We start from the raw sequence: 22420 nt of genomic DNA, 5'->3' as shown, positions 1-22420 counted from the left end.
CAACCTTCCGCGCCCGCCGTGTTGTCGTAGGGGTGTGGCGGGTGCACCCGAGGGGTTCGAGGAGTTCGTGGCGGGCGCGTCGCCCCGCTTGTTGCGCACGGCGTACCTGCTGACGCGCGACCAGGGGCACGCGGAGGACCTGCTGCAAACCGCGCTGGCGCGCGCCTGGTCGGCGTGGCGGCGGATCACCGTCGACCCCGAGCCGTACGTGCGGCGGATCATGGTCAACACCTACGCCACGTGGTGGCGGCGCAGATGGCGTGGCGAGGAGCCGACACCGCTGTTGCCGGAGGGCGCGAGTGCCGCGCCCCAGGACGCGGTGGCCGAGCGCGAGTGGCTGTGGCAGGCGCTGGGGGAGTTGCCGCGCAGGCAGCGGGCGGTGCTCGTGCTGCGGTTCTTCGAGGACATGACCGAGGCGCAGGCGGCCGGGGTGCTGGGGTGCTCGGTCGGCACGGTGAAGAGCCAGACCAGCAAGGCGCTCGCGAAGCTGCGGCTCGACGAGCGGTTCAGCGCGGAGGAGTCGCGGCGATGAACCTCACCGATCTCACCGATGTGCTGCGCGACCGCGCGGAGGTGCCCGACGGCACCGCCCACGCCGCCCGGCTGGAGGGGGTGCGGACCAGGGTGCGGGCCACGCGGCGCAGGCGGGTGCTGAGCGCGGCGGTGGTGCTGCTGCTGGCGCTGGCGGGCACCGCGTACGTGGTGGTCGCCCCCGCCCGGCACTCCTCCGAACCCGCCGTCCCGAAGGAGTTGTACGGGGTGGAACCCTTCGCCGAGTACGAGAGCGGAACCCGCATCGTGGCTTCGGCCTATCAGTCGCTGCCCGAGCGGACCGTCGTGACGGCCTTCGTGCCCCGGAGCCCGGACGTGACGGTCTTCCACCGCTGCGGGACCGACAACGGTCGGCCCTGGCTGTACACCTTGCGCGTCAACGGCAGGGAACTCGACTCCTCCTCGTGCTCGGTGGGGGGCAGTGCGACCATCCGGCACGAGGACTGGGCGGTGTTCGGCATCGAGATCGGGAAGCGCTCTTCCGTCGAGTTCCACGTGACGGGGACGGGGGACTTCGGCGCCACGTCGCCCGGCCCGCTGCCGAAGCGGGGCGCCATCGGCATCGCGGTCGGGGAAGCCGTGCCGCTGAGCGAGTACCGGTTCCCGCCGCGCCCGGACACCCTGGTCGACTTGGCCGAGGCGACCAGGGGGGAGGACGCGGTGGTGCGCGCCGACCCGGCGGACCCCGCCGCGCCGGTGAAGACCACCTTGGCGTGGCCGGGGGTCGCCGCCCCCCAGTTCCTCAGCGCCACGCCCGGCGAGTTGCGGCTGCTCGTCAACGGGGTCGAGGTGGGCAAGCACGTCAGCTGGGACTACCGGGCGGTCCTGGCGGGAGGGCTGCTGCTCAACGACTTCGCGCAGGACAACCATGGGCTGAACCTGGTGGAGGGGCAGCCGGTCGAGGTCGAGGTGATCCCCTCGCGGACCACCGGGGACTGGGCCGTCTACTTCATCCGGTGGTGACGCCTCAGCCCAGCAGGGCGCGCGCGGTCAGGCCCAGGCCGACCACGAGCACCAGCGCGGCGGTGAGGGCGGGCAGGGCGGTGAAGCGGTCGCGCCACCGCTCCACCGCCGTCAGCCGGTCCCGCAGGCGCACCAGCAGCAGGCCGACCGCCGTCAGGGTGGCGGCCATGCCCAGGCCGTAACCCAGCACCAGCAGGACGCCGAACCAGGTCCGGCCCAGCGCCACCGCGCCCAGCAGCACCACCAGCGCCGAGGGGCTGGGCACCAGGCCGCCCGCGACTCCCATGCCCACCAACCCGGCCCGACCCACGCGATGCCCGTGCCCATGACCGTGCCCATGACCGTGCCCGGCGGGGACGAGTTCGCGGTGCCGGGCGGCGGAGCGCAGCAGCGCCGCGCCCACCCCGGCCACGATCAGCCCGCTGGCCACGCCCAGCCAGCGCAGCACCGACTCCCCCGCCAGGGCGCTGCCCGCGCTGATCACCAGTCCCAGCACCAGCACACCGGCGGTGTGCGTCGCGGTCACCGTCGCCCCGACGACCACCGCGTCACGCGCGGTGCCCGAGCGACCCGCCAGGTACGCCGCGATCACCGTCTTCCCGTGCCCCGGCAACGCCGCGTGCGAGGCCCCCAGCACCAGGGACAGCAGCACCGCCAGCACGCCCACCAGCGGCGTCAGCGACCGGCTGCCCGCGAACGAGGTGAACGCCGAGGTCGCCGCGCCCAGCACCGGTCCACCCGCCGAAGACGCGGCGGCAGGGGCCTCGCCGCCCGCGCCCGCGCGCACCGCCAGCGCCACCGACCGCATGTCCGGCGGGTCGGTGAGCAGGTCCTGCGGGTAGGACCGCAGCTCGTCGCTGACGCTGGTCGCGGGTACCGGCGAGTCCAGCGCCACGCCCCGGCCCACGGCGGTCATCTCCCGCCAGCCGATGCGGTCCGCGCGGTAGTCGCCGCGGACCACCACGCTCGACGCCGGGGCGGCGTCGGCCCGCACCAGGCAGGTCAGCCGCGTCGTGGGCAGCCCGGCCTCGCCAGGGGGGAACTCCACCGCGCTGGAGCGTACCGCCGTGGCCACCGCCCGGCCGTCCACCTCCACGGTGGTGGCCCGGTTCACCTCGGCGCACTCACGGGCGGCGTAGTCGTCCACTTCGGACGGACGCTGCTGGAGCGTCGGGATCTCCGCGATGTCCACGACCGCGCGCAGCTCCACGTGGTCGGGGTGCACGGTGATGCCGTGGTAGTGGTTGACCGTGAAGTTGCCCAGCGGGTGCGCCGATGCCTCGGCGGGCACACCGAGGAACAGCAGCACCAGCGTGAGCAGGAGGGCCGCTCTCACCGCAGGCCCGCCAGCGTCGCGGTGGCCACCGGGGCGTCCACGGGGGAGAAGTGCGGGTTGATCCGCAGCGCCTCCTCCAGCGCCCCCGCGGCCTCGTCCCGCCTGCCCAGCGCGGCCAGCACCACGCCGCGGTGGAAGGCGAACACCGCGTTGCGCCAGCCGGAGGACGCGGCGCGCTCGGCGAAGCCCAGCGCCTCGGCGTCGCGCCCGTTGAGGTGCAGCGCCCACGCCAGCGCGTCGGCCACCAGCGGGTGCTGCCTGCGACCCCACTCCGCCTCGGCCAGCCGCAGCGCCTGCGCCGCGTCACCGCGGTCGGCGGCCACCACCGACGCGGCCAGGTCGTCCGGCACCAGTCGGAACTGCTGCGCCAGCACGTCGAACTGCCGCGCGGCCTCCTCGTGGCGGCCCGCCGCGCGCAGCAGGTTCGCGTGCTCGTGCAGGTACTGCGGCAGCGGCGTGCGCGCGACCAGCTCCGCGTAGGTGTCCAGGGCGCGGTCGCGCTCACCGCGCGCGGCGGCGACCTTCGCCGTGCCCTGCAACAGGGTCGCGTCGCGGGGGTCGAGCCGCAACCCCTCCTCGTAGTGCCGGGCGGCCAGGTCGAGCTGCCCGTTGTCGAACGCCAGCTCACCCAGGTGGTAGCGGCAGAACACCACCTCGGCGGGCGCGGACGCCACGCCCAGCGCCCGCTCCAGCGCCTCGCGCGCCGCGGTCACCTCGCCGCGCTGCTCCATGTCGTACGCGGCCCTGGTGAACGAGGCGACGCCCGGTTCCAGGTCCAGCATCCGCTGCACCGCCGCGGTCGCCTCCGCCGCGGCACCCAGCTGCGTGAGCGCGTCGGCGAGCACGCCGTGGGCCTCGGCGGTGTCGGGCAGCAGCGCGGTGGCCTTCTGCCCGAAGTCGCGGGCCGCGGCGAAGTCGTGCCGCGCGTTGGCCAGCGCGCCCAGGCCGAGGTAGGCCCAGCCGTTGTCGGTGGGCCGGTGCCGCACGGACTCGTCCAGCGCGCCCTGCGCCTTCTCGTAGTACGACGGGTCGCCGGTCACCCTGGCCTGCTCCACGTACGCCGAGCCGAGCGCGGCCCACGCCTGCGCGTCGGACGGGGTGCGCCGCAACTTGTCCTGCGTGGCGGAGATGGTGCGGTGCAAGGCGGATTCGGCGACAGCGGCGACCGGTTGCGGGGTGTCCGATGTGGACACCGACGACACGGCGGTCACCAGGAGCGCGACGCCGCCGACGATGGCGGTGACCGCGAGGAGCCGGAACATGGTGCCTCCACGGTGGGACGACCACGGGGGGCGCTAGGCAGGGCGCCCCCCGTGGGGTGGACTACTCGCTCGGGGAGACCTGCTGGCCGCGGTGCCGCAACACCCAGCCGCCCGCGCCGATCAGCAGGATCGCGAGCAGTCCGCTCAACAGCGGCGCGGTGGGCACGCCCGTCTCACCCGCTGTCGGCTTGACGGCGACGTCGGTGCCGCCGGAGTTGACCGCGACGTTGTTGGGCAGCGCCACGTAGGGGAAGGAGTTGCCGAAGGACTGCTCGTTGGCGTCGACCTTGTCGCCCGCCGCCAGCGCGGCCACCACGCCGCTGACCGCCGCGCCCTCCAGCGCCTGCAGGCCGATGTCGAGCACGTCGTCGGTGAGCCTGCGGCCGTTGGGGAAGCCCTGGTTGTCCTGGGCCAGCACGCCCAGCCGGTTCGGCTCGCCCGCGGGCGCGACGCCCATGTTCAGCCGAAGCTGCTCGGAGGGCACGAACCTGCGCTTGTCCACGTCGGCGTTGTTCAGCTGGGAGTTCAGGTCCGCCTTGATCGGCCCGCCCGCCTTGGTGGTGATGCCGGTCAGGAAGATCTCGGCCAGGTCGGTCCGGGGGCCCTCGGGCGCGGGAACCCGGTAGATCGCCTCGACCAGCTTGGGCACCTCCGGGTCGTTGACCCGGTCCACCAGTTCCTGGACCTTGGCGTCCTTGTCCGGGGTGAGGGAGTTGAACGTGTCCTTCAGCGCCGCGGGCACCACGACCTCGTTGACCAGCGGGTTGCCCAGCCGGGAGACCTGCACGAAGTCGCCGTGGGCGCGGGACTTGCCCGGCGTCAGCTGCATCGACTGCCGCTCGGCGTCGCTCCACACGCCGATCACCGGGTTGCGCTCGTGGTCGCCGCGCAGCGCCAGCACCGCCTTGGGCACCTGGAGGGCCAGCGTGTTGACGTTGTAGCCGCGCAGCGTGTCCTGCCCGACCTCGGACAGGTCGCCGCCGTAGAGCAGGTCGAACACCCGAAGGTCCAGGAAGAACGGGTCGTCGGCCTGACCCGCGAACGCCTTGCCCCCGCCGCCGATCTCGGTGATCGCCTGCTGGCGCAGCGCGCCGTAGTCCGGCATGGACTTGGGGCCGTTGTTGGACGGCGCGACCTTGCCGTGCTGCACCAGCTTCTTGGCGTTGCCCTGCTCGTCGATCAGCTCCAGCGTGTAGGTCTGGCGGAACAGCAGGTTCTCGTCGTCCAGCGAGGTGACCGCGCCGTTGCTGTAGAGGAAGGTCCCGCCGCCGCGCCGGTCGTCGTCGCGGAAGGTCCACCGGAAGGTCAGGTCCGCCTTGGCGTCGCCGTCGTTGTCGATGTTGATGTCGTAGCGGGCGTCATCGGCGAACGGGTAGAAGTTGGGGCCGCCGTTGGGTTCCTGGAACGGGGCCCAGTTGGCGATCAGCGTGACGGTGTCGGGGCGGTCCGGGCTGACGAACGCGTACAGGTCCGTGCCGTCCACGGCGGGGTCGCCCGCGATCAGCGGGGCCTCGCGGTGGCTGGACGCGCCCGCGGGCCCCGGCGCCGCGCCGACCAGCCCGGCGGCCAGCGCGGCGGTGCCGACCGCGGTGAGCGCGGCGACCGCCCTGGTCGTCCGCCGCGCGGTGTGCGGTGATGCCATGCCCAATCCTTCCGTCGGGTACGCCAGGCAATTCGGCGTGCGCGGGCATGGCGTTCAGAAAGTAGGGGTCGGCGCGACGTTTCTCCAGGTCGGAGCAACGTTCGAAAAGGGAACCCAACCCGCCCGGAGGACACCCGATGCGCCTGCAAGTACTACCCGGCCCCTCTGCCGAGGCCGTCGACTACTACCCGGCCTCAAGGGCTGCCGAACCGCAGTTCAGCGTGCCTCCCTCCGCCTGCCCCCGAGAGGATGGTGTGGTGAGTCCGCTCAACCGTCGTTCGGTGCTCGTCCTCGGCACCGCCGCGGCCCTGCCGGGACTCGGGTCCGGCACCGCACCCACCCGGTACGTCGCCGAGTTGGTCACCGCCCTGCACCGCGACTGCCAGGCGGCCAAGTACCGCGAAGTGGGCCGCGCGCTGCCACGGGTCGGGGAGGCGGTGGAGCGCTTGGTCACCGACCGCCGGAACAGGCAGACACTTGCCCTGAGGTGTGGCGTGCTGATCGCCCAGGCGAAACTGGCGACCAAGCTGGGTGATGGCGTCACCGCCTACGCGGCCGCGGAAGAGGCGTTGCGCACCGCCGAAACCACTGACGACCCGATCGGTCGTGCCAGGGCGGCCTACTGGCTGACGTGCGCCCTGCTGAAGCTGGCCGATCCGGAAGAGGCCGAGCGCAACGCGGTCGCGGCGGCGGAGGTCGTGACGGGGCTCGACCCGCGCAGCCTGTCCTGTCGCGGATCGCTGGTGCTGATCGGCTCGGTCATCGCCGCTCGCAGGGGCGACGCGGCGGAGGCGCGGCGGAGGCTGGCGCACGCCGCGCGACTGGCCGACCGGCTGGGGCGGGACGGCAACATCGGCTTCAGCGCTTTCGGGCCGACCAACGTCGCCATCCACCGGATGTCGGTGGCGGCTGCTCTGGGTGATCCCGACGCGGTGCTGTCCTCGGGCGAGCGCCTCGACGTCGACTCGATGCCGCCCGGCTTGCTGGGGCGGCGCGGGCAGTACCACCTGGAGAGCGCGTGGGCGCACAGCAGGCGTGGCGAGCCCGTCTCCGCGGTGGTCCACCTCTTGGAGGCCGAACGGGTCGCACCGGAACTGGTGCGCGCCGAGCGCACCAACCGGACCGCCCGAGCACTGGTGGAGGACCTGCTCGCACAGCGGCACCCTCGTGCCGTGCCCGGCCTGCGCGGCTTGGCCTGCCGGACGGGGCTGCTCGCGTGAGCCCGTCCGACCGCTGCGCCTACGTGGTGGCCTCCGCCGCGCCCCCGGTCCTGCGCGTGGCGGATCTCGTCACGCGGCTGATCGGCGACGGCTGGCGGGTGTGCCTCGTGGCCACGCCCACCGCCGCCTCCTGGGTCGACCTCGACGCCATCGCGGCAGGCACCGGTTGCCTCGCACGCCCCGCCCCCGACCCGCCGGGGCGGGGCACGCCGCTGCCGAGGGCGGACGCGGTGCTGGCCGCGCCGCTGACCTTCAACTCCGCCAACAAGTGGGCGGCGGGTATCAGCGACAACCTGGCGCTGGGCTTGCTGAACGAGCTGCTCGGCGTCGACGTGCCGGTGATCGCCGCCCCGTGCGTGAAGGAGTCGCTGCGCCGCCACCCGGCCTACGGCGACAGCGTCGCCAGGCTGACCGCCGCGGGTGTCGTGCTGGTGGACGCCGTCGCCGGGCGCGGGCCGGACGGCTTGGTCGCCTTCGACTGGGCGCGCCTGGCCGACGCGCTCCACCACGCGGCGGCCGATCCCGATCAGGCCCGCGTGCGGCCCACGTAGACGTCGCGCGCCCGGTACAGCGTGTCGCCCGACGGCCCGGAGGAGCCCGAGGAGCCCTCCATCTGGAGGTTGATGATGATCCACATCGGCTGGTTGACGAAGTTGGCGCCGCGGTGCTGCCCGACCCACTTGTCGTCGACGTAGTAGTGGATGTCCACGTCGGTGGCGCTGACCTTGGCGATCCAGGCGCGGTAGGAGTGCCAGGCGCCGGGATTGGCCACCGGCGTGGTGGTGCTCGACCAGCCGCCGTCCGCGTTGCGGTAGGTGTTGGACCAGTTCCTGGTGTCGCCCTTGTACTCCAGGATGTCGCTCTCCGGCGGCCAGCTGTTGACGCCGGTGAGCCAGAACGCGGGCCAGGTGCCGCGCGCGGGCGGGGCCTGGAACTCGCCCTTGACCTCCCAGTTCGGGAACTGGTCGGTGACCCGCACCTGCTGCTTGGCGTGCACCGCGCCGGAGTGGTAGCGGATGGGCAGGTGCGGGTCCGCCGAACTGGTGCCCTCGTCCCAGTTGATCCGGCTGGCCCTGATCGCCAGCACCCCGGAGCCGTCCAGGAAGACGTGGTTGTGGTCGGAGGCGCTGGCGTACATGCGCGCGCTGCCGTTGTGGTCCGAGCCCCAGGGGTAGCGGTAGTTCCACGCCGATTCCAGGGCCGAGTAGCTCGCGAACGAGCCGCTGAGCACGGTTTCCCAGGTGGCCGCCCGAGCGGTCGCGGTCGGCAGCGCGACGCCCGCCGCGCCCGCGCAGCTCGCGGCCAGGAACCCCCGTCGACTGAGTGCCATGACGTGAACCTCTCCGTTCGGCTCGACACCGGACGCGGCGGCAGGCGCTTCTGAAAGCGCTTTCCCCGACCGTAGGGACGCGGCCCGCCGCGCGTCAACAGCGCAGTTCGCCCGCCGCCGCCCGGAACACCGCGTCGGCCACCCGCGCCAGCGGCGGGGAGTCCAGCTTCCACTGCTGCCAGTGCAGCGGCACGTCCACCGGGCGGTGCGGGGACAGCCGGACCAGCTCGACGTCCAGCCCGGCGATCTGCGCCTCGGTCAGCAGCGCCCAGCCCGCGCCGGAGGTGACCGCGTCGACGAACACCGGACCGTCGGGCAGGTGGTGCCTGGGACCGGTCGCCTCGCGGCCGGTGGTCTCGCGGCAGAACTGGTCCTGCAGGTCGTCCTTCTCGTCGAAGACCACCACGGGCGCGTCCGCGACCGACCCCGGCGACAGCCACCGCGCGGCGAACTCCGGCGTGGCCACCGCGTGGTAGCGCATCCGGCCCAGCGGTCGCGCCACGCAGCCCTGCACCGGGCGCGGGGACGAGGTGACCGCCGCGACCACCAGGCCCTGCCGCAGCAGCTCGGCGGTGTGGTCCTGGTCGTCGCGGTGCAGCTGGAGCACCAGGCCGGGATCGCCCGCCAGCTCGCGGACCACCACGCGGAACCACGTGGACAGCGAGTCGGCGTTGACCGCGACCTGCACCCTGGTCGGCTCGGTCAGCAGGCCCAACCCGGTATTGACGTCCCGCTCCAGCAGCGCCAACTGCCTGCCGTAGCGGGCGATCACCGCACCGGACTCGGTCAGCCGCACGGGCTTGGCGCGGACCAGCAGCACCCGCCCGGTGCGCTGCTCCAGCACCTTGATCCGCTGGCTCACCGCGGACGGCGTCACGTGCAGCGCGCGGGCCGCGCCGTCGAACGTGCCCTCGTCGACCACGGCCAGCAGCGTGCGCACGCACTCCGGCGGCAGGTCCACCATCACGAGCGCTAATGGTACTGAAGAAAATGTAGCTGGCCTTATCAGCTGGGGCTTCTTAGCGTCGTGCCGTGATCCCGCTGCAAGCACTGGCCGCCGGCCTGGGTACCGGACTGTCCCTCATCGTCGTCATCGGCGCGCAGAACGCCTTGGTGCTGCGCCAAGGCGTGCTGCGCCAACAGGTTCCGGCGATCGTGGCGATCTGCGCGGTCTCCGACGCGCTGCTCATCGCGCTGGGCGTCGGTGGTGTCGGGACGGCGCTGACCTCGTGGCCCGTCGCGCTGGAGGTGGTCCGCTGGCTGGGGGCGGCGTTCCTGGTCGGCTACGGCGTGCTGGCCGCCCGACGGGTGCTGCGCCCCGGCGCGCTGGTGGTGGGCGGCGCGGCCCCCGCCGCCGCGGTGCTGACCTGCCTGGCGCTGACCTGGCTCAACCCGCACGTCTACCTGGACACCGTGCTGCTGCTGGGCACGGCCTCCACCGGCTGGGGCGACGCGCGCTGGTGGTTCGCGGCGGGCGCGATGACCGCGAGCGCCCTGTGGTTCTCCTCACTGGGCTTCGGCGCGCGCAGGCTGTCCACCGCTTTCGCCCGCCCCGCGACCTGGCGCGTGCTCGACGCCTCGGTGGCGGTGGTGGTGACCGCCACCGGCATCTCCCTCGCGCTGGGCTGAGCGGGACTCGCGGCTAGGGCGCGGGGGAGTTGGCCTCGGGCACCAGGACGCGGGGCGTGCCGGTGCCGTCGGCGGGCACCGTCCAGACGTCGTTGGTGCCGTCGCCGCGCTGCACCCCGTAGACCACCGCCGAGTCGTCCCACCACGCGGGCTGGTCGTCCACGCTCCGCGTCTCGGCCAGCGGCGTGCTGCTCAGCGTGGCCAGGTCCATGACCGACAGCCGCCAGCCCCGCCCCGGGGCGCCGTCTACCGCCGCCTTGTAGGCGATCCGCCTGCCGTCGGGGGACAGCGAGGGGCACTCGACGTTGTCCACCAGCGGGCGCAGGGTGCGCGCGGCGAAGTCGCCCACCACCAGGTAGCGGTGGCCGCCGGTGGACATGGTGGCGTAGAACCGGTTGTCGTCGGCGGTGAACGTGACGCCCCAGAAGTTGCGGTCCGCGGCCTGGCCCGGTTCCCCGTCGACGGTGAACTCCTCCAGCGAGGTGACCAACGCGCCGGTGCGGGTGTCCAGCACGCCCGTGCTGGTGGAGAACCCGCCCGCCGCGTATGAGTGCCCGTCGACGAACAGCGTCCACGCCACCATGCGCCCGCTGGCCGACACCCTGGCCCGGTTGGGGAACCCGGTCAGCGGCACGGTCCGCAGCTCGCGCAGCCCCTCGTCCAGCACCACCAGCGCACCGGCCGCGAGCGCTCCAGCCGGGCGCAGGCAGGCGATCGTGCCCCCGGCCGCGTGCGCGCGGTCGCACCGCTGGCCGGTCACCTCGCGCGGCCCGGCCGGGTCGGCACGCGACACCGCCGACAGCCTGCCGTTGCTCAGCACGTGCATCCGGGGGCCGGTGACCGGCGCGGACGGCAACGGCTGGGCCGGGTCGGCGGCCAGCCGGGCGTACCCGACCGCCACCCCGCCCAGCACCACCGCCGCCACGGCGGTGACCGCCAGCCTGCCGCGCCGGGACAGCGCGGTCACGACCGGCGTCCCAGCAGCGCGGCCGTGCCCACGAGGGCCAGCGCCACACCGGCCGCGGCGATCCAGCTCGCCGCCTCCGGGCCGAAGTGCTGCCACGCCAAGCCGAACAGCACGGAGGAACCCAGGTACGCCAGCGCCTGTCCACTTTGGACCAGAGCGATGCCGGTGGCCCGCAGGCGCGCGGGCAGCACCGGCCCGGCCAGCGCGATCAGCACGCCGTCGGTCGCCGCGTAGAAGGCCCCGTAGAGCAGCAGGACCAACCCCACCAGCGGCCAGCCGCCCAGCGGGCCGGACAGCAGCAGGTGCACCAGCACCAGCAGGGCGTAGCCGCCCAGGACCACCGGCAGCCTGCCGACCCGGTCGGCCAGCGCGCCCAGCGGGGCGGCCAGCAGCAGGTACACCAGGCTGGTGCCGACCGCCAGCAGCGGGAACCAACCCAGCGACAACCCCTCCCGCTGCTGCAGCAGCAGGTAGACGAACCCGTCGCCGACCATGGCCAGGCCGAGCAGCACGGCGGCGGCCACGACCCGCCGCACGCCCCCGTCCCGCAGCAGGGGCCCGACCGCGCGCGGGCGGACCGGTTCGGGCCGGGCCGGTTCAGTCGCGCGGGCCTCGCGGTGGTCGCGCACGAACAGCACCAGCACCACCACGCCCAGCGCGGCGACGCAGGCGCTGGTGACGAACACCGAGTCGAACGACTGCCCGGCGGCGGCCAGCACGGCCAGCGCCACCAGCGGGCCGAGGAACGCGCCTGCCCCGTCCATCGCGCGGTGCACGCCGAACGCCCGGCCGAGGTCGTCGGCGTGGGTGGACAGGGTGATCAGCGCGTCGCGCGGCGCGGTGCGCAGCCCCTTGCCCGCCCGGTCCACGGCGATGGCCGCGCCGATGCCCGCGGCGGAGGTGGCCAGCAGGCCCAGCTTGGCCACCGCCGACAGGCCGTACCCCAGACCGGCCACGGCCTTGCGCCGGTCGGTCAGGTCGGCGACGAACCCGCCGACCAGGCGCAGCAGCGTGGTTGCGCCGGTGTAGAGGCCGTCGACCACGCCGTAGGCGGCCGGGCTGAACTGCAGGCCGACGACCAGGTAGAGGGGCAGCACCGCGGTCACCATCTCCGATGACATGTCGGTGATCAGGCTGACCGCGCCCAGCGCCAGGACGTTGCCGCTGACGCCCTTCCAGCCCAGCGTCCTCGGGCGGTCGGTGGTGGACAGGTACACGGGGCACCTCCGCTGGCGGGGGAGCGGGTCAGTGGCAGGCGGTGGTGCCGCTGTCGCTGTAGCTCCTGCCCGCCTCGGGGACGAACTGCCAGTCGTAGCTGTCGCTGTGCAGGGTCAGCTTCAGCACGCCGTAGGTGTCGCTGTTGCGCGCCTCGCTGTTGGGCTTGATGGTGCCGAACCGGTAGTGGCCCGCACCGCCCATGCCCGCCACGAACGAGCGGATGCCGCGCGCGGTGTCCAGGCCCCCGTTGGGGTTCTGCGGGGCGAACCGCTCGTACTGGTGGTTGTGCCCGGTCAGCACCACATCGGCGTTGTAGTCGTAGAGCGCCTGGAAGAGCGGGCGGGTCGCGGTGGAGGGCGAGTGGTTGGCGCCCGAGGTGAACAGCGGGTGGTGCCAGTACGCGACCGTGCACCGCTTGGTGCTGGCGGCCAGGTCCGCGCGCAGCCACCGCTCCTGCGGCGAGCCCGCCGACATGGAGATGTTGGAGTTCAACGAGATGACGTGCCAGTCGCCCAGGTCGTAGGAGTAGTAGCCGCGACCGGACGGACCCGCTTGCGCGCCGAAGTAGTCGTAGTACCCGCTGGCGCCGCTGGTGTTGTAGTCGTGGTTGCCGGGCGAGGGCCTGGTGCGCGCCTTGTGCCTGCCCCAGGTGGGCTCGTAGTAGCTGCTGAACTCCGACCTCGTGCCGCTGTCGTAGACGTTGTCCCCCAAGGTGAACACCGTGCCGGGGATGTCGTCCAGCAGGTCGGCGGTGACGCTGTCGCCGGACCCGGAGTCGGAGATGTCGCCCACGCCGACGAGCACCGGGTCGGCGCTGGGCGCGGGCGTGGTGGTCGTCGTGCCCGTGGTGACCACCAGTTGCGGCGCGGTGGCGCCGGTCTCCCGCGAGTCGTAGTCGGCGCCGTCGGTGCTCGTCGAGGTGACGCCGATGCTGTAGGTGCCGTTGCCGGTCACGTAGGAGGTCACGTCCAGCTCGTGCCAGGCGTTGCGCGACACCGCGCCCAGCTCGCCGAGGGCGGTGCCGTCGATGGCGGGCTGGTCGTTCCAGGTCACCCCGGTCTCCGACCACGTGGTGTCGGTGGTGGCGCGGAAGGTGCCGCCCGCGCCGCTGTGCGCGTCGGCCACGTCGTCGGTGTGCACGCGCAGCTTGGCGCCGCTGACCGCGCCGGGCAGGCCGCTGACGGTGAACTTGAGGAACAGCCGCTTGACCGGTGAGCCGTCCACGCCGAGCTGACCGGAGGTGCCGTGGTTGGTGGCGGCCGCCGAGCTGTCCACGAAGGCGTCGGCGGTGGCGGTGAAGGTGGTGGTGGCCGCCGCGGCGGCGGGCGCGTCGCCAGAGGCGGCGGTGAGGGTGGCCGCGGTGGCGATGCCGACCGCGACGACGGCGAGAGGAGCCCTACGACCTGGCATGGTGCGCTGTCCTTCGCAGCGGGGACAAGGGCGGCTCGACGCTACGCAAGCCAGGACGCCACGGGGTGAGCGCCCGCCGTCCGCAGGGTGAACGGGCGGGGAACCTCCGCGACCTCAGGGGTTCATCTCGTGCCCGGAGCGGCCATCGGTGGTGTTGCGCTGCTTCATCTCCGACTCGAAGACGTGCCGGACCCCGCCGAGCAGCTCATCCCGCACCTTCCGCTCCCAGTCCCGGAACAGCTGGTAGTAGCCCTCGTCGTACTCCTCGACCAGCTGGAAGGTCCACCGCCCCGGCACCACGTTGTGCCCGACCAGCTCGGCCTCCAGCCGCTCGGCCAGCTCGGTGTGGCCCGCCTCGCGCAGCAGCCGGGCGGCGTCCGCGACCTGGCCGTCGGCGCCTCCGGTGAGCTGGTGGAACGAGAAGAGGTGGCCGCGGGCGCGCTCGGTGGTCTCCAGCGCCTCGGTCAGCCGCCCCACGGCCTCCACCGTCGTGTCGTCCACGCCCTCGGGTCGCCTGCCGTCCGCCGCTGGGATGCTCATGGACGGGGAATACCCGTTGCGCGCGGGCCTAACAGGGTGAAGAACCTTCGGATTGAAGAAGGCTTTCGACCCGCGTCAGCGGATGTATCGTGGCGACTGTGCCGAATCTGCGGATAAGCGAGGCCGCTGCCCTGCTCGGTGTCAGCGACGACACCGTGCGGCGGTGGATCGACCAGGGGCGACTGCCCGCCGTGCGGCTGGACAACGGCCGCAAGGGCGTGGCGGGGCGCGAGCTGGCCGCGTTCGCGCAGCGCGGGGCGGACAGCGCCGAGCCCGGCGCGACCGTCGCGGCTTCGGCGCGCAACAGGATGCGCGGGATCGTCACCCGCGTGCTCAAGGACGGGGTGATGGCCCAGGTCGAGATGCAGGCCGGGCCGTTCCGCTTGGTGTCGCTGATGAGCCGGGAGGCCGCCGAGGAGCTGGGGCTGGAGCCGGGCAGCGTCGCGGTCGCCTCCATCAAGTCCACCCATGTCGTCGTCGAGATCCCGGAGACCACGTGAGGCGGCCCCCCGTGCTCGCCCCGGTGCTCGCCGCAGCGCTGGTGGGCGCGTGCTCCTCCGCGCCCGACGGGACCACCGTGACGGTGTACGCCGCCGCGTCGCTGACCGAGGTGTTCACCGGTCTGGGCGCGGACTTCCAGGCCGCCAACCCCGGTGCGCGGGTCAGCTTCAACTTCGGCGGCAGCTCCGCGCTGGCGCAGCAGATCGGCCAGGGCGCGCCCGCCGACGTGTTCGCCTCCGCATCGCCCGCGACGATGGAGCAGGTCGCCGCCGAGGTCGACCGGCCGGTGACCTTCGCCCGCAACCGGCTGGAGATCGCGGTCCCCGGCGGCAACCCGGCGGGTGTCACGGGCCTGGCCGACTTCGGCCGGGCGGAGGCCAGGATCGCGCTGTGCGCCGAGCGGGTGCCCTGCGGCGCGGCGACCGGGGAGGTGTTCCGGGCGGCCGGGGTCACCCCGCGACCGGACACCCTGGAGCAGGACGTGAAGGCGGTGCTGACCAAGGTCCGGCTCGGCGAGGTGGACGCCGCGCTGGTCTACCGCACCGACGTGCGGGCCGCGGGCGGCGAGGTCGAGGGCATCGGGTTCGCCGAGGCCGAGCGGGCGGTCAACGACTACCCGATCGCGCCGCTGAAGCGCGCTTCCCCGCGCGGCAGGCAGTTCGTCGACTTCGTGGTGTCGGAGGCGGGGCGCGCGGCGCTCACCGCAGCCGGGTTCGACGTGCCGTGATCCGCGACCGCCCGCTGGTCCTGGTGCTGCCCGCGCTGGCGGGCCTGGCCTTCCTCGTGGTGCCGCTGCTGGGGCTGCTGGTGCGCGCGCCCTGGGCCGAGCTGCCCGCCCGGCTGTTCAGCGCCGAGGTGGGGAACGCGCTGCGACTGTCGCTGGTGTGCGCGAGCCTGGCCACCGCGCTGTGCCTGGTGCTGGGCGTCCCGCTGGCCTGGCTGCTGGCGCGCGGCGACGTGCCGGGGCGCGGGCTGCTGCGGGCGCTGGTGACCGTGCCGCTGGTGCTGCCGCCCGTGGTCGGCGGCGTGGCGCTGCTGCTGGTGCTGGGCAGGCGCGGGCTGGTCGGGCAGCACCTGGAGGCGTGGTTCGGCGTGTCGCTGCCGTTCACCACCGCCGGGGTGGTGGTCGCCGAGGCGTTCGTGGCCATGCCGTTCCTGGTGATCGCGGTCGAGGGCGCGCTGCGCGCGGCCGACCCCCGCTACGAGGAGGCCGCGGCGACGCTGGGGGCGTCGCGGTGGCTGACCTTCCGCCGGGTCACGCTGCCGTCGGTCGCGCCGGGCGTGGTGGCCGGGGCGGTGCTGTGCTGGGCGCGGGCGCTGGGGGAGTTCGGCGCGACGATCACCTTCGCGGGCAACTTCCCCGGCGAGACCACGACCATGCCGCTGGCGGTCTACCTGGCGCTGGAGACCGACCCGGACGCCGCGATCGTGCTGAGCCTGGTGCTGCTGCTGGTGTCGGTGGGCGTGCTGGCCGGGCTGCGCGACCGCTGGGTCGGTGGTGCCGGGTGAGCCTGCGCGCCGAACTGCGCGTGGTCCGCGACCGGTTCCGGCTCGACGTGGACCTCGACGTCGCGCCGGGGGAGGTGGTCGCCCTGCTGGGCCCCAACGGCGCGGGCAAGACCACCGCGCTGCGCGCGCTGGCCGGGCTGACCCCCGGCGGCCGGGTGCGGGTGGACGGCGCGGCCTGGGACGGGCTGCCCGTGCGGCGGCGGCCGGTCGGCGTGGTGTTCCAGGACTACCTGCTGTTCCCCACCATGTCGGCGCTGGAGAACGTGGCGTTCGGGCTGCGCGCCCGAGGGGTGCGGCGGGCCGCCGCGCGCGCCGAGGCGGCCCGGTGGCTGGAACGGGTCGGGCTGGCCGCCCACGCCGAGTCCCGGCCCCGCGCCCTGTCCGGCGGGCAGGCGCAGCGCGTCGCGCTGGCCCGCGCGCTGGCCACCGGACCGCGGCTGCTGCTGCTGGACGAACCGCTCGCCGCGCTGGACGCGGGCACCCGCGTGCACGTCCGCGCCGAGCTGTCGCGGCACCTGGGCGAGTTCACCGGCCACACCGTGCTGGTCACCCACGACCCGCTGGACGCGATGGTGCTGGCCGACCGGCTGGTGATCCTGGAGCGGGGGCGCGTGGTGCAGGAGGGGACGCCCGCGGAGGTCGCTCGCACGCCCCGCACCGACTACGTCGCCCACCTGGTGGGGCTCAACCTCTACCGCGGCGTGGCCGAGGGCGGCACCATCCGGCTCGACGGCGGGGGCGTGCTCACCGTCGCCGAGCCCGCCGACGGCCCGGTGCACGTGGCGTTCCCACCCGCGGCCGTCAGCCTGTTCCCGCAGGCCCCGGCGGGCAGCCCGCGCAACACCTGGCCGGTGACCGTGGCGGGCGTCGAGCAGCACGCGCACACCACGCGGGTGCGGCTGGACGGCGCCCCGCCGGTGCTGGCCGACATCACCACCGCGACACTGGCCGACCTGCGGCTGCGGCCCGGCGACGCGCTGTGGGCGGTGCTCAAGGCCACCGAGGTGCGCACCTACCCGATCACCGGGGCGGGCGGGGGATGAGCACGGCGACCTCGGTGAGGTCGTCGAGGAACTCCGCACCCGGCTGACCGCCGACCGGCTCGGCCTCGGCCACCACGACCGTCGCGCCGTCCAGCGCCGAGGTGTAGTTGTGGGCGTGGAAGGGGATCTCGGGCAGGCCGAGCAGGGCGCGGGGCAGCGGCGTGATGTCGCCGGTGCCGTGCACGTCCTCCAGGGCGCGGAACTCCCTGGCGTCGCGGCGCAGGCGGAACTCCACCCACGCCACCGACACCACCGCGCTCGCCCGGTCGTTCGACACGGTGAACAGCGCCCGGCTCAGCGAGGCGCACGGCGTGGTGGCCAGCAGGTCGCGCACCTGGCCGAAGGAGTGCGGCACGCAGTCGGCGTCGTGCTGGACCTTCACCTCGCCCTGCCGCACCCCCAGGTCCGCCCACGGGTCTTCGGGCTCGGGGGCGCTCATGCCGTTGGCGCCCACCACGACGACGCCTGCGAGGGCGGTACCCGCCACTACCGCTGCCAGACTCGCCATGCCGCCTCCCGTCGGTGCCCGCCCACAGTCTTGCCCCTGCCGCTCGGCGGCGAAACGCGCGGGCCCGGCGAGGTCAGACCGGCCGCAGCGCGGTGCGCGGCCCGGCGGGCAGCTCGACCCGGATCTCGTCGCCGGGGCGGACCACCCCGCCGACCAGCACCACCGACATGATCCCCGCCTTGCGGACCAGGTTGCCGTCCTCGTCGCGGTCCAGCACGGCCGCGAGCATCCCCCGCTGGAAGTCGTCGATCTGCGCGCACGGGTTGCGCAGGCCGGTGACCTCCACGACCGCTTCGGCGCCCAGGCGCAGGAGGGTGCCGGTGGGCAGGCCCAGCAGGTCGACCCCGCGCGTGGTGATGTTCTCGCCGAGCTGGCCCGCCGAGACCCGGAAACCGGCCGCGTTGAGCTCGTCGAGCAGCTCGGAGTGGATCAGGTGGACCTGCCGCAGGTTGGGCTGCGTGGGGTCGCGGCGCACCCGCGAGCGGTGCTTGACCAGCTCCCCCCGGTGCGCGTCGCCCTCGACGCCGATCCCGGCGATCAGCAGGACCGCGTCCTGGGTGGGCTTGCTGAACGTGTGCTCCGCGCTCCGGCTCACGGCCGTCACCATCCCCATGACCGCGACCCTACTGCCGCGCCAGCGGGTCGCCGTGGCCCACGCACACCACCCGCGCGTCCAGGTCCAGCAACCGCCGCGCGGAGGCCAGCAGCCGAGGCCGGTCCAGGTTGAACACGCCGGGGATGGGCCTGCCCTCCCAGGTGGCCACGGTGTCGCCGGTGAACAGCACCCCGTGCCGAGGCAGGTGCACGGCGATGCTGCCGTCGGTGTGCCCCGGAACGGACAGCACCCGCGCCCCGCCGCCGAACTCCAGCACGTCGCCCTCGTCGACCTCGTGGTCGACCGGTGAGCGGGGCGCGGGCGGCACACCGGGCGTGACGCGCTCGAACAGCTCCCGCTCCTCGTCCGGGATCACCGGGGGCGGGGCGGGCACGTCGCCCCGGACCACCGGCGCCTCCAACCGGTGCGCGAACACCTCCGCGCCGGTCCGCGCGCGCAGGTCGGCGGCCGAACCGATGTGGTCGTCGTGGAAGTGCGTCAGCACGATCCGCCGCACCGGTCCCAGCGCGGCGATCCGCTCGGCGTGCCCGGCGGTGCCTGTGTCGACGAGCGTCAGGCCGTCGTCGTCCTGCCACGCGTACGCCTGGCCGACGGGGAAGCGCAGCATCCGCAGACCGGGCAGCACCTCGATGATCTCCACCCCGGCCACGCTAGGCGGTGCTCAGCCGACCGCGACACCGGTTTCGCCGACGGCGGAGCGCGTGCCCGACCAGGCCGCCCACAGCTGCGCGTACCGGCCGCCCGCGGCCAGCAGGTCGGCGTGGGTGCCGCTCTCCACCACCCGCCCGTCAGCCAGCACCACGACCCGGTCCGCCGAGGCGGCCTGGGTCAGCCGGTGCGCCACCAGCAGCCCGGTCCGCCCGTCCAGCGCGCGGGCGGCGGCGGCCTCCAGCTCGCGGGCGCCCGCGCTGCCCGCGTCGGCGGTGGCCTCGTCCAGGATCGCCACCGGTGGGTCGGCCAGCACCAGCCGGGCCAGCGCCAGCTGCTGGGCCTGCGCCACGGTCAGCCGGTGCCCGCCCTCGCCGACCACGGTCGCCAGCCCGGAGGGCAGCGCCCGCACCCAGCCCAGCGCGCCCACCAGCTCCAGCGCCCCGGTGATCTCCTCGTCGGTCGCGGACGGCCGGGCCAGTCGCAGGTCCTCGGCCAGCGGACCGGCGAAGACGTGCACCTCCTGGCTGATCAGCGCGACCGAGCGCACCGCGCGGTCCAGCTCGACCCCGCCCAGCCGGATGACGCCCGCAGTGGGCCGGTGCACGCCCGCGATCAGCTTGGCCAGCGTGGTCTTGCCCGCGCCGGACGCGCCTACCAGCGCCACCCGCTCGCCGGGGGCCAGTTCCAGGTCGACCCCGCGCAGCACGGGGTGACCGTCCACATAGGAGTGCTCGACGCCGGAGACCGCGATGGCGGTGTTCGCCGGGCGCACCGCGCCGGAGGTGTCGGGCAGCGGCTCGTCGGCCACGCCGACCAGGCGGGCCAGCGACGCCGAGGCGGCCTGGGCGTCGTCGGCCAGCGCCAGCGCCGCGTTGATCGGGTTGAACAGGCCGTGGAAGTACAGCGCGGCGGCGGTGGCCGTGCCCACCGACGCGGAACCGTTGCCCACCAGCAGGAAACCGGTCACCAGCACGCCCGCCAGGCCGATGAACTCGGCGAGGTTGAGCCTGCCGTAGAACCGGGTCAGCAGGCGGATGCCGCGCAGCGCCAGGTCCACGGCGGCGGAGGAGCGGGCGCGCACCCGCTCGACGTGCCGCTCGGCCAGGTTGAACGCCCGCACCGTCGACGCGCCGCCGATGGAGTCCAGCAGTTGCTGCTGCTGCGCGCCGACCGCGACCCGCTGGGCCGCGTACAGCCGCACCGCGCGCCCGCCGTACCAGCGCACGGTGTGCGCCTGGATCGGCGCGGCCAGCAGCACCGGGATCAGGAAGCGCCAGTCCAGCACCGCGATGCCCACCACGGTCAGCGCGATGGTCAGCGCGGAGCGGGCCATCACGGGCAGCGCGTTGCGCACCGCGTCGGCGATCACCTGCACGTCGCGGGTCACCCTGGCGGTCAGATCGCCCGCGCCCGCCTGCTCGACCCGCTCCAGCGGCAGGTGCAGGGCGCGCTCCACGAACCGCTCGCGCAGGTCGGCCAGCGCGCCCTCGCCCAGCCGCGCCACCAGCGACGTGCCCGCCGCGACGGCCACGCCCTGCACGGCCGCCACCACGGCCAGCGCGACCACCGGCCAGGTGAGCGCGTCGGCGGGCGAGCCCGCGCCGACCAGGTCGACGACGTGCCCGAGCAGCGGCGCGGTGGCCAGGCCGACGGCGGTGCCCGCCACCAGCACGGCCAGCGCCGCCCAGGCCAGGCCGCGGCGGGGCCGCAGCAGCTCGCCCACGGCGGCGCGCACGCGCGCGGTCGAGGCGGTGGTGAGCAGTTCCCGCGCCGTCCCCTGGTCCGCGCTCATCCCAGCACCACCGCCCGGTAGGTCTCGTCCTCGGTCAGCTCGGCGTGCCCGCCGGTGGCGGCCACCACGCCGTCGCGCACGAACACCACCCGGTCCGCGGCGGTCAGCAGGGCCGGGCTGGTGGCGACCACGATGGTGGTCAGCCCCCGGCGCACCCGCCGGACGCCCTCGGCCAGCGCCACCTCGGTCACCGCGTCCACCGCCGTGGTCGGGTCGTGCACCACCAGCACCGGGGGCGCGGCGGCCAGGGCGCGGGCCAGCGCCACGCGCTGCCGCTGCCCGCCCGACAGCGACCGGCCGCGCTCGGACACCGCGCTGTCCAGCCCGTCGGGCAGCGCTTCGGCCACCTCGTCCACCCGCGCCGCGGCGATCGCCTCGGCCACCCGTGGCCCGCCCGCGGCGACGTTGTCCCGCAGCGAGCCCTCGAACAGGTCCGCGTCGTGCGCGGCCACCAGCAGCGCCGAGCGCCGCGCCGCGGCGTCCAGCTCCGACAGCGCGACGCCGTCCAGCGCCACCTCGCCCTCCTCGGGGTCGACCTCGCGCGCCAGCACGGCCAGCAGCGCGGCGGCGTCGGCCGGGTCGCGCGCCACGACGCCGAGCAGCTCGCCCGGCGCGGCCTCGAAGCTCACCCCGCGCAGCGTCCCCGACCACACCCCGGACAGCCGCACGTGCCCGGCCACCGGCTCGGCCGGCGACGCGTGGCCCGGTGGCACGGCCGGGGGAGCGGCCAGCACCTCGCCGATCCGCGCGGCCGAGGCGCGGCCCTGGGCGAACAGCCCGTTGACCCAGGAGAACACCGACAGCGGCCACAGCAGGAACTGGGCCAGGCCCACCGCCGCGACCAGCTGGCCGACGGTGATCGCCCCGTCGGCGGCCAGCCTGCCGCCGACCAGCGCCACCACCGCCAGGAACACCCCGGTGACCGCGAGCATCGAGCCGTCCAGCCAGGCCCGCGCCCGCGCCGCCCGCACCGCCGCGGCCATCGAGTCGCGGCTGGTGGCCCGGTACCGGTCGGCCGCGGCGTCCTCGGCGCCGATGCCCTTGAGCGCGCGCAGACCGGCCACCAGGTCGGCGGCCACGCCGGAGGCCAGCGCGGCGCGGTCCTGCTCGGCGTCGCTGCGCCGCTCCAGCGGCTTGCCCAGCAGGTGGGCCAGCACCAGCAGCAGGGGCGCGGCGACCAGCACCAGCAGCCCCAGCGGCAGCGAGACCCGCAGCAGCGCCACCGCGCCCACCAGCAGGCCCGCCACCGCCGCGAACGCGGTGGGCAGCGCCAGGTTCACCGCGCCGACGCGCTGGGCGTCGGCGGTGGCGATGCTGGCCAGCTCGCCGGAGAGCCTGCCGCGCTGGGCGCCGCCGTCGGCGGCCAGCACCCGCTGGGCCAAACGGGTGCGCAGCTCGTGCGCGGCCCGGTGGGAGGCGCGCTCGCTGGCCCGCAGGGAGAACCGGAAGCTGGTGGAGAGCACCAGGAACACCGCGCCGAGCACGGCGATCCAGCCGAGCAGCCGCCCGGTCGTGCCGGTGCCCACCGCTTCGTCGATGACCACGCCGATGAGCAGGGGGACCATCGCCTCGCCCGCTTGGTGCGCGGCGCCCAGGACCGAGGCGGCGGCCACGGATCGCCACTGCCCGGAGACGGCGTCCGACAGGACGGTTTTCACCCGACCACCTTCCCCTGTGCTCCAGGTGAGGTTAGCCTAACCGCAGAAGAGACCCGGCTCACTCCCCGACGCG

At 74.7% G+C, this 22420-nt stretch carries 23 protein-coding genes; 9 read left to right on the top strand and 14 right to left on the bottom strand.

Features of this window, described 5'->3' with window-relative positions; all coding sequences use genetic code 11:
* Positions 1 to 34 precede the first annotated feature (34 nt).
* Together JOF41_RS19155 and JOF41_RS19150 are read left to right on the top strand one after the other, a co-directional pair.
* Positions 35 to 532 (top strand): SigE family RNA polymerase sigma factor, encoded by a 498-nt coding sequence (locus JOF41_RS19155; protein WP_209620944.1) that lies wholly within the window; start codon positions 35 to 37, stop codon positions 530 to 532.
* A complete protein-coding gene (locus tag JOF41_RS19150; protein ID WP_209620941.1) occupies positions 529 to 1515 on the top strand; it encodes a hypothetical protein in 987 nt (328 codons plus the stop codon). Before JOF41_RS19155 ends, JOF41_RS19150 begins: the two co-directional genes overlap by 4 nt.
* Before the next feature lie 4 nt (positions 1516 to 1519).
* On the opposite strand, the gene JOF41_RS19145 is transcribed toward JOF41_RS19150, so the two are convergent.
* The 3 genes from JOF41_RS19145 to JOF41_RS19135 form a co-directional block, all read right to left on the bottom strand.
* Positions 1520 to 2851, bottom strand: a complete 1332-nt coding sequence (locus JOF41_RS19145) for a nickel/cobalt transporter (RefSeq protein WP_307867463.1) — start codon at positions 2849 to 2851, stop codon at positions 1520 to 1522.
* Positions 2848 to 4113 (bottom strand): tetratricopeptide repeat protein, encoded by a 1266-nt coding sequence (locus JOF41_RS19140; protein ID WP_209620938.1) that lies wholly within the window; start codon positions 4111 to 4113, stop codon positions 2848 to 2850. Before JOF41_RS19140 ends, JOF41_RS19145 begins: the two co-directional genes overlap by 4 nt.
* 61 nt (positions 4114 to 4174) lie before the next feature.
* Positions 4175 to 5755 carry a DUF4331 domain-containing protein gene (locus JOF41_RS19135; protein WP_209620935.1) on the bottom strand — a complete coding sequence of 527 codons (1581 nt, stop codon included), beginning with the start codon at positions 5753 to 5755 and terminating at the stop codon, positions 4175 to 4177.
* A gap of 257 nt (positions 5756 to 6012) precedes the next feature.
* Here JOF41_RS19135 and JOF41_RS19130 point away from each other — a divergent pair, with 257 nt between their 5' ends.
* Both JOF41_RS19130 and JOF41_RS19125 read left to right on the top strand, forming a co-directional pair.
* Positions 6013 to 6975, top strand: a complete 963-nt coding sequence (locus JOF41_RS19130) for an XRE family transcriptional regulator (RefSeq protein ID WP_209620932.1) — start codon at positions 6013 to 6015, stop codon at positions 6973 to 6975.
* Positions 6972 to 7526, top strand: a complete 555-nt coding sequence (locus tag JOF41_RS19125) for a flavoprotein (RefSeq protein WP_209620929.1) — start codon at positions 6972 to 6974, stop codon at positions 7524 to 7526. Before JOF41_RS19130 ends, JOF41_RS19125 begins: the two co-directional genes overlap by 4 nt.
* Here JOF41_RS19125 and JOF41_RS19120 read toward each other — a convergent pair.
* Both JOF41_RS19120 and JOF41_RS19115 read right to left on the bottom strand, forming a co-directional pair.
* Positions 7502 to 8305, bottom strand: coding sequence for a glycoside hydrolase family 16 protein (locus tag JOF41_RS19120; RefSeq protein WP_209620925.1), 804 nt, complete (start codon positions 8303 to 8305; stop codon positions 7502 to 7504). The two genes, JOF41_RS19125 and JOF41_RS19120, sit on opposite strands and share 25 nt — an antisense overlap.
* Before the next feature lie 94 nt (positions 8306 to 8399).
* Positions 8400 to 9269 (bottom strand): LysR family transcriptional regulator ArgP, encoded by an 870-nt coding sequence (locus tag JOF41_RS19115; protein ID WP_189225080.1) that lies wholly within the window; start codon positions 9267 to 9269, stop codon positions 8400 to 8402.
* 68 nt (positions 9270 to 9337) lie between these two features.
* On the opposite strand from JOF41_RS19115, the gene JOF41_RS19110 reads away from it, so the two are divergent.
* Positions 9338 to 9934 carry a LysE/ArgO family amino acid transporter gene (locus JOF41_RS19110; protein ID WP_209620921.1) on the top strand — a complete coding sequence of 199 codons (597 nt, stop codon included), beginning with the start codon at positions 9338 to 9340 and terminating at the stop codon, positions 9932 to 9934.
* Positions 9935 to 9947: 13 nt separating this feature from the next.
* Here JOF41_RS19110 and JOF41_RS19105 read toward each other — a convergent pair whose 3' ends face one another.
* From JOF41_RS19105 to JOF41_RS19090, 4 genes are all read right to left on the bottom strand, one after another.
* On the bottom strand, positions 9948 to 10892 hold the full coding sequence (locus tag JOF41_RS19105) for a hypothetical protein (RefSeq protein ID WP_244991403.1): 945 nt from the start codon (positions 10890 to 10892) through the stop codon (positions 9948 to 9950).
* 5 nt (positions 10893 to 10897) lie between these two features.
* Entirely contained in the window at positions 10898 to 12118 is a 1221-nt protein-coding gene (locus JOF41_RS19100; protein WP_209620915.1) for an MFS transporter, read from the bottom strand.
* Positions 12119 to 12146: 28 nt separating this feature from the next.
* Entirely contained in the window at positions 12147 to 13529 is a 1383-nt protein-coding gene (locus JOF41_RS19095; protein ID WP_209620912.1) for a CBM96 family carbohydrate-binding protein, read from the bottom strand.
* A 114-nt stretch (positions 13530 to 13643) separates the two neighbouring features.
* Positions 13644 to 14069 (bottom strand): hypothetical protein, encoded by a 426-nt coding sequence (locus JOF41_RS19090; RefSeq protein WP_189224912.1) that lies wholly within the window; start codon positions 14067 to 14069, stop codon positions 13644 to 13646.
* 98 nt (positions 14070 to 14167) lie between these two features.
* Between JOF41_RS19090 and JOF41_RS19085 the strand changes: the two genes are divergently transcribed.
* The 4 genes from JOF41_RS19085 to JOF41_RS19070 are packed head-to-tail and all read left to right on the top strand — an operon-like array spanning position 14168 to position 17122.
* A complete protein-coding gene (locus JOF41_RS19085; RefSeq protein WP_189224913.1) occupies positions 14168 to 14569 on the top strand; it encodes a TOBE domain-containing protein in 402 nt (133 codons plus the stop codon).
* Positions 14566 to 15297, top strand: a complete 732-nt coding sequence (gene modA, locus JOF41_RS19080; protein WP_209620909.1) for a molybdate ABC transporter substrate-binding protein — start codon at positions 14566 to 14568, stop codon at positions 15295 to 15297. Before JOF41_RS19085 ends, modA begins: the two co-directional genes overlap by 4 nt.
* The gene (gene modB, locus JOF41_RS19075; RefSeq protein ID WP_189224915.1) at positions 15294 to 16079 is read left to right on the top strand and encodes a molybdate ABC transporter permease subunit; all 786 of its coding nucleotides are present in this window, start codon (positions 15294 to 15296) and stop codon (positions 16077 to 16079) included. Before modA ends, modB begins: the two co-directional genes overlap by 4 nt.
* Positions 16076 to 17122 (top strand): sulfate/molybdate ABC transporter ATP-binding protein, encoded by a 1047-nt coding sequence (locus JOF41_RS19070; protein WP_209620907.1) that lies wholly within the window; start codon positions 16076 to 16078, stop codon positions 17120 to 17122. The genes modB and JOF41_RS19070 overlap by 4 nt, the downstream gene beginning before the upstream one ends.
* Here the strand turns inward: JOF41_RS19070 and JOF41_RS19065 are convergent.
* The 5 genes from JOF41_RS19065 to JOF41_RS19045 form a co-directional block, all read right to left on the bottom strand.
* Positions 17100 to 17630, bottom strand: coding sequence for a hypothetical protein (locus JOF41_RS19065; protein WP_189224917.1), 531 nt, complete (start codon positions 17628 to 17630; stop codon positions 17100 to 17102). The genes JOF41_RS19070 and JOF41_RS19065 overlap by 23 nt on opposite strands.
* Positions 17631 to 17703: 73 nt before the next feature.
* Positions 17704 to 18225: an MOSC domain-containing protein gene (locus JOF41_RS19060; protein WP_229795943.1), complete on the bottom strand. Its 522-nt coding sequence runs from the start codon at positions 18223 to 18225 to the stop codon at positions 17704 to 17706.
* 28 nt (positions 18226 to 18253) lie between these two features.
* The gene (locus tag JOF41_RS19055) at positions 18254 to 18886 is read right to left on the bottom strand and encodes an MBL fold metallo-hydrolase (RefSeq protein ID WP_307867462.1); all 633 of its coding nucleotides are present in this window, start codon (positions 18884 to 18886) and stop codon (positions 18254 to 18256) included.
* 21 nt (positions 18887 to 18907) lie between these two features.
* The gene (locus JOF41_RS19050; protein WP_209620905.1) at positions 18908 to 20689 is read right to left on the bottom strand and encodes an ABC transporter ATP-binding protein; all 1782 of its coding nucleotides are present in this window, start codon (positions 20687 to 20689) and stop codon (positions 18908 to 18910) included.
* Positions 20686 to 22347, bottom strand: a complete 1662-nt coding sequence (locus JOF41_RS19045; protein ID WP_209620903.1) for an ABC transporter ATP-binding protein — start codon at positions 22345 to 22347, stop codon at positions 20686 to 20688. The genes JOF41_RS19050 and JOF41_RS19045 overlap by 4 nt, the downstream gene beginning before the upstream one ends.
* Positions 22348 to 22420 lie beyond the last annotated feature (73 nt).

This window comes from Saccharothrix coeruleofusca, from assembly GCF_017876325.1.
GTDB classification, from domain to species: Bacteria; Actinomycetota; Actinomycetes; order Mycobacteriales; family Pseudonocardiaceae; genus Actinosynnema; species Actinosynnema coeruleofuscum.
The sequence above is the reverse complement of the archived record's forward strand: the minus strand, read 5'-3'. Positions and strand labels throughout refer to the sequence as shown.

Excerpts from the sequence above, each read along its gene's own strand:
- JOF41_RS19050 (WP_209620905.1), bottom strand. The coding sequence starts at position 20,689 with ATGAGCGCGGACCAGGGGACGGCGCGGGAACTGCTCACCACCGCCTCG.
- JOF41_RS19090 (WP_189224912.1), bottom strand. The coding sequence starts at position 14,069 with ATGAGCATCCCAGCGGCGGACGGCAGGCGACCCGAGGGCGTGGACGAC.
- JOF41_RS19095 (WP_209620912.1), bottom strand. The coding sequence starts at position 13,529 with ATGCCAGGTCGTAGGGCTCCTCTCGCCGTCGTCGCGGTCGGCATCGCC.
- JOF41_RS19135 (WP_209620935.1), bottom strand. The coding sequence starts at position 5,755 with ATGGCATCACCGCACACCGCGCGGCGGACGACCAGGGCGGTCGCCGCG.
- JOF41_RS19065 (WP_189224917.1), bottom strand. The coding sequence starts at position 17,630 with ATGGCGAGTCTGGCAGCGGTAGTGGCGGGTACCGCCCTCGCAGGCGTC.
- JOF41_RS19140 (WP_209620938.1), bottom strand. The coding sequence starts at position 4,113 with ATGTTCCGGCTCCTCGCGGTCACCGCCATCGTCGGCGGCGTCGCGCTC.
- JOF41_RS19150 (WP_209620941.1), top strand. The coding sequence starts at position 529 with ATGAACCTCACCGATCTCACCGATGTGCTGCGCGACCGCGCGGAGGTG.
- JOF41_RS19115 (WP_189225080.1), bottom strand. The coding sequence starts at position 9,269 with ATGGTGGACCTGCCGCCGGAGTGCGTGCGCACGCTGCTGGCCGTGGTC.
- JOF41_RS19120 (WP_209620925.1), bottom strand. The coding sequence starts at position 8,305 with ATGGCACTCAGTCGACGGGGGTTCCTGGCCGCGAGCTGCGCGGGCGCG.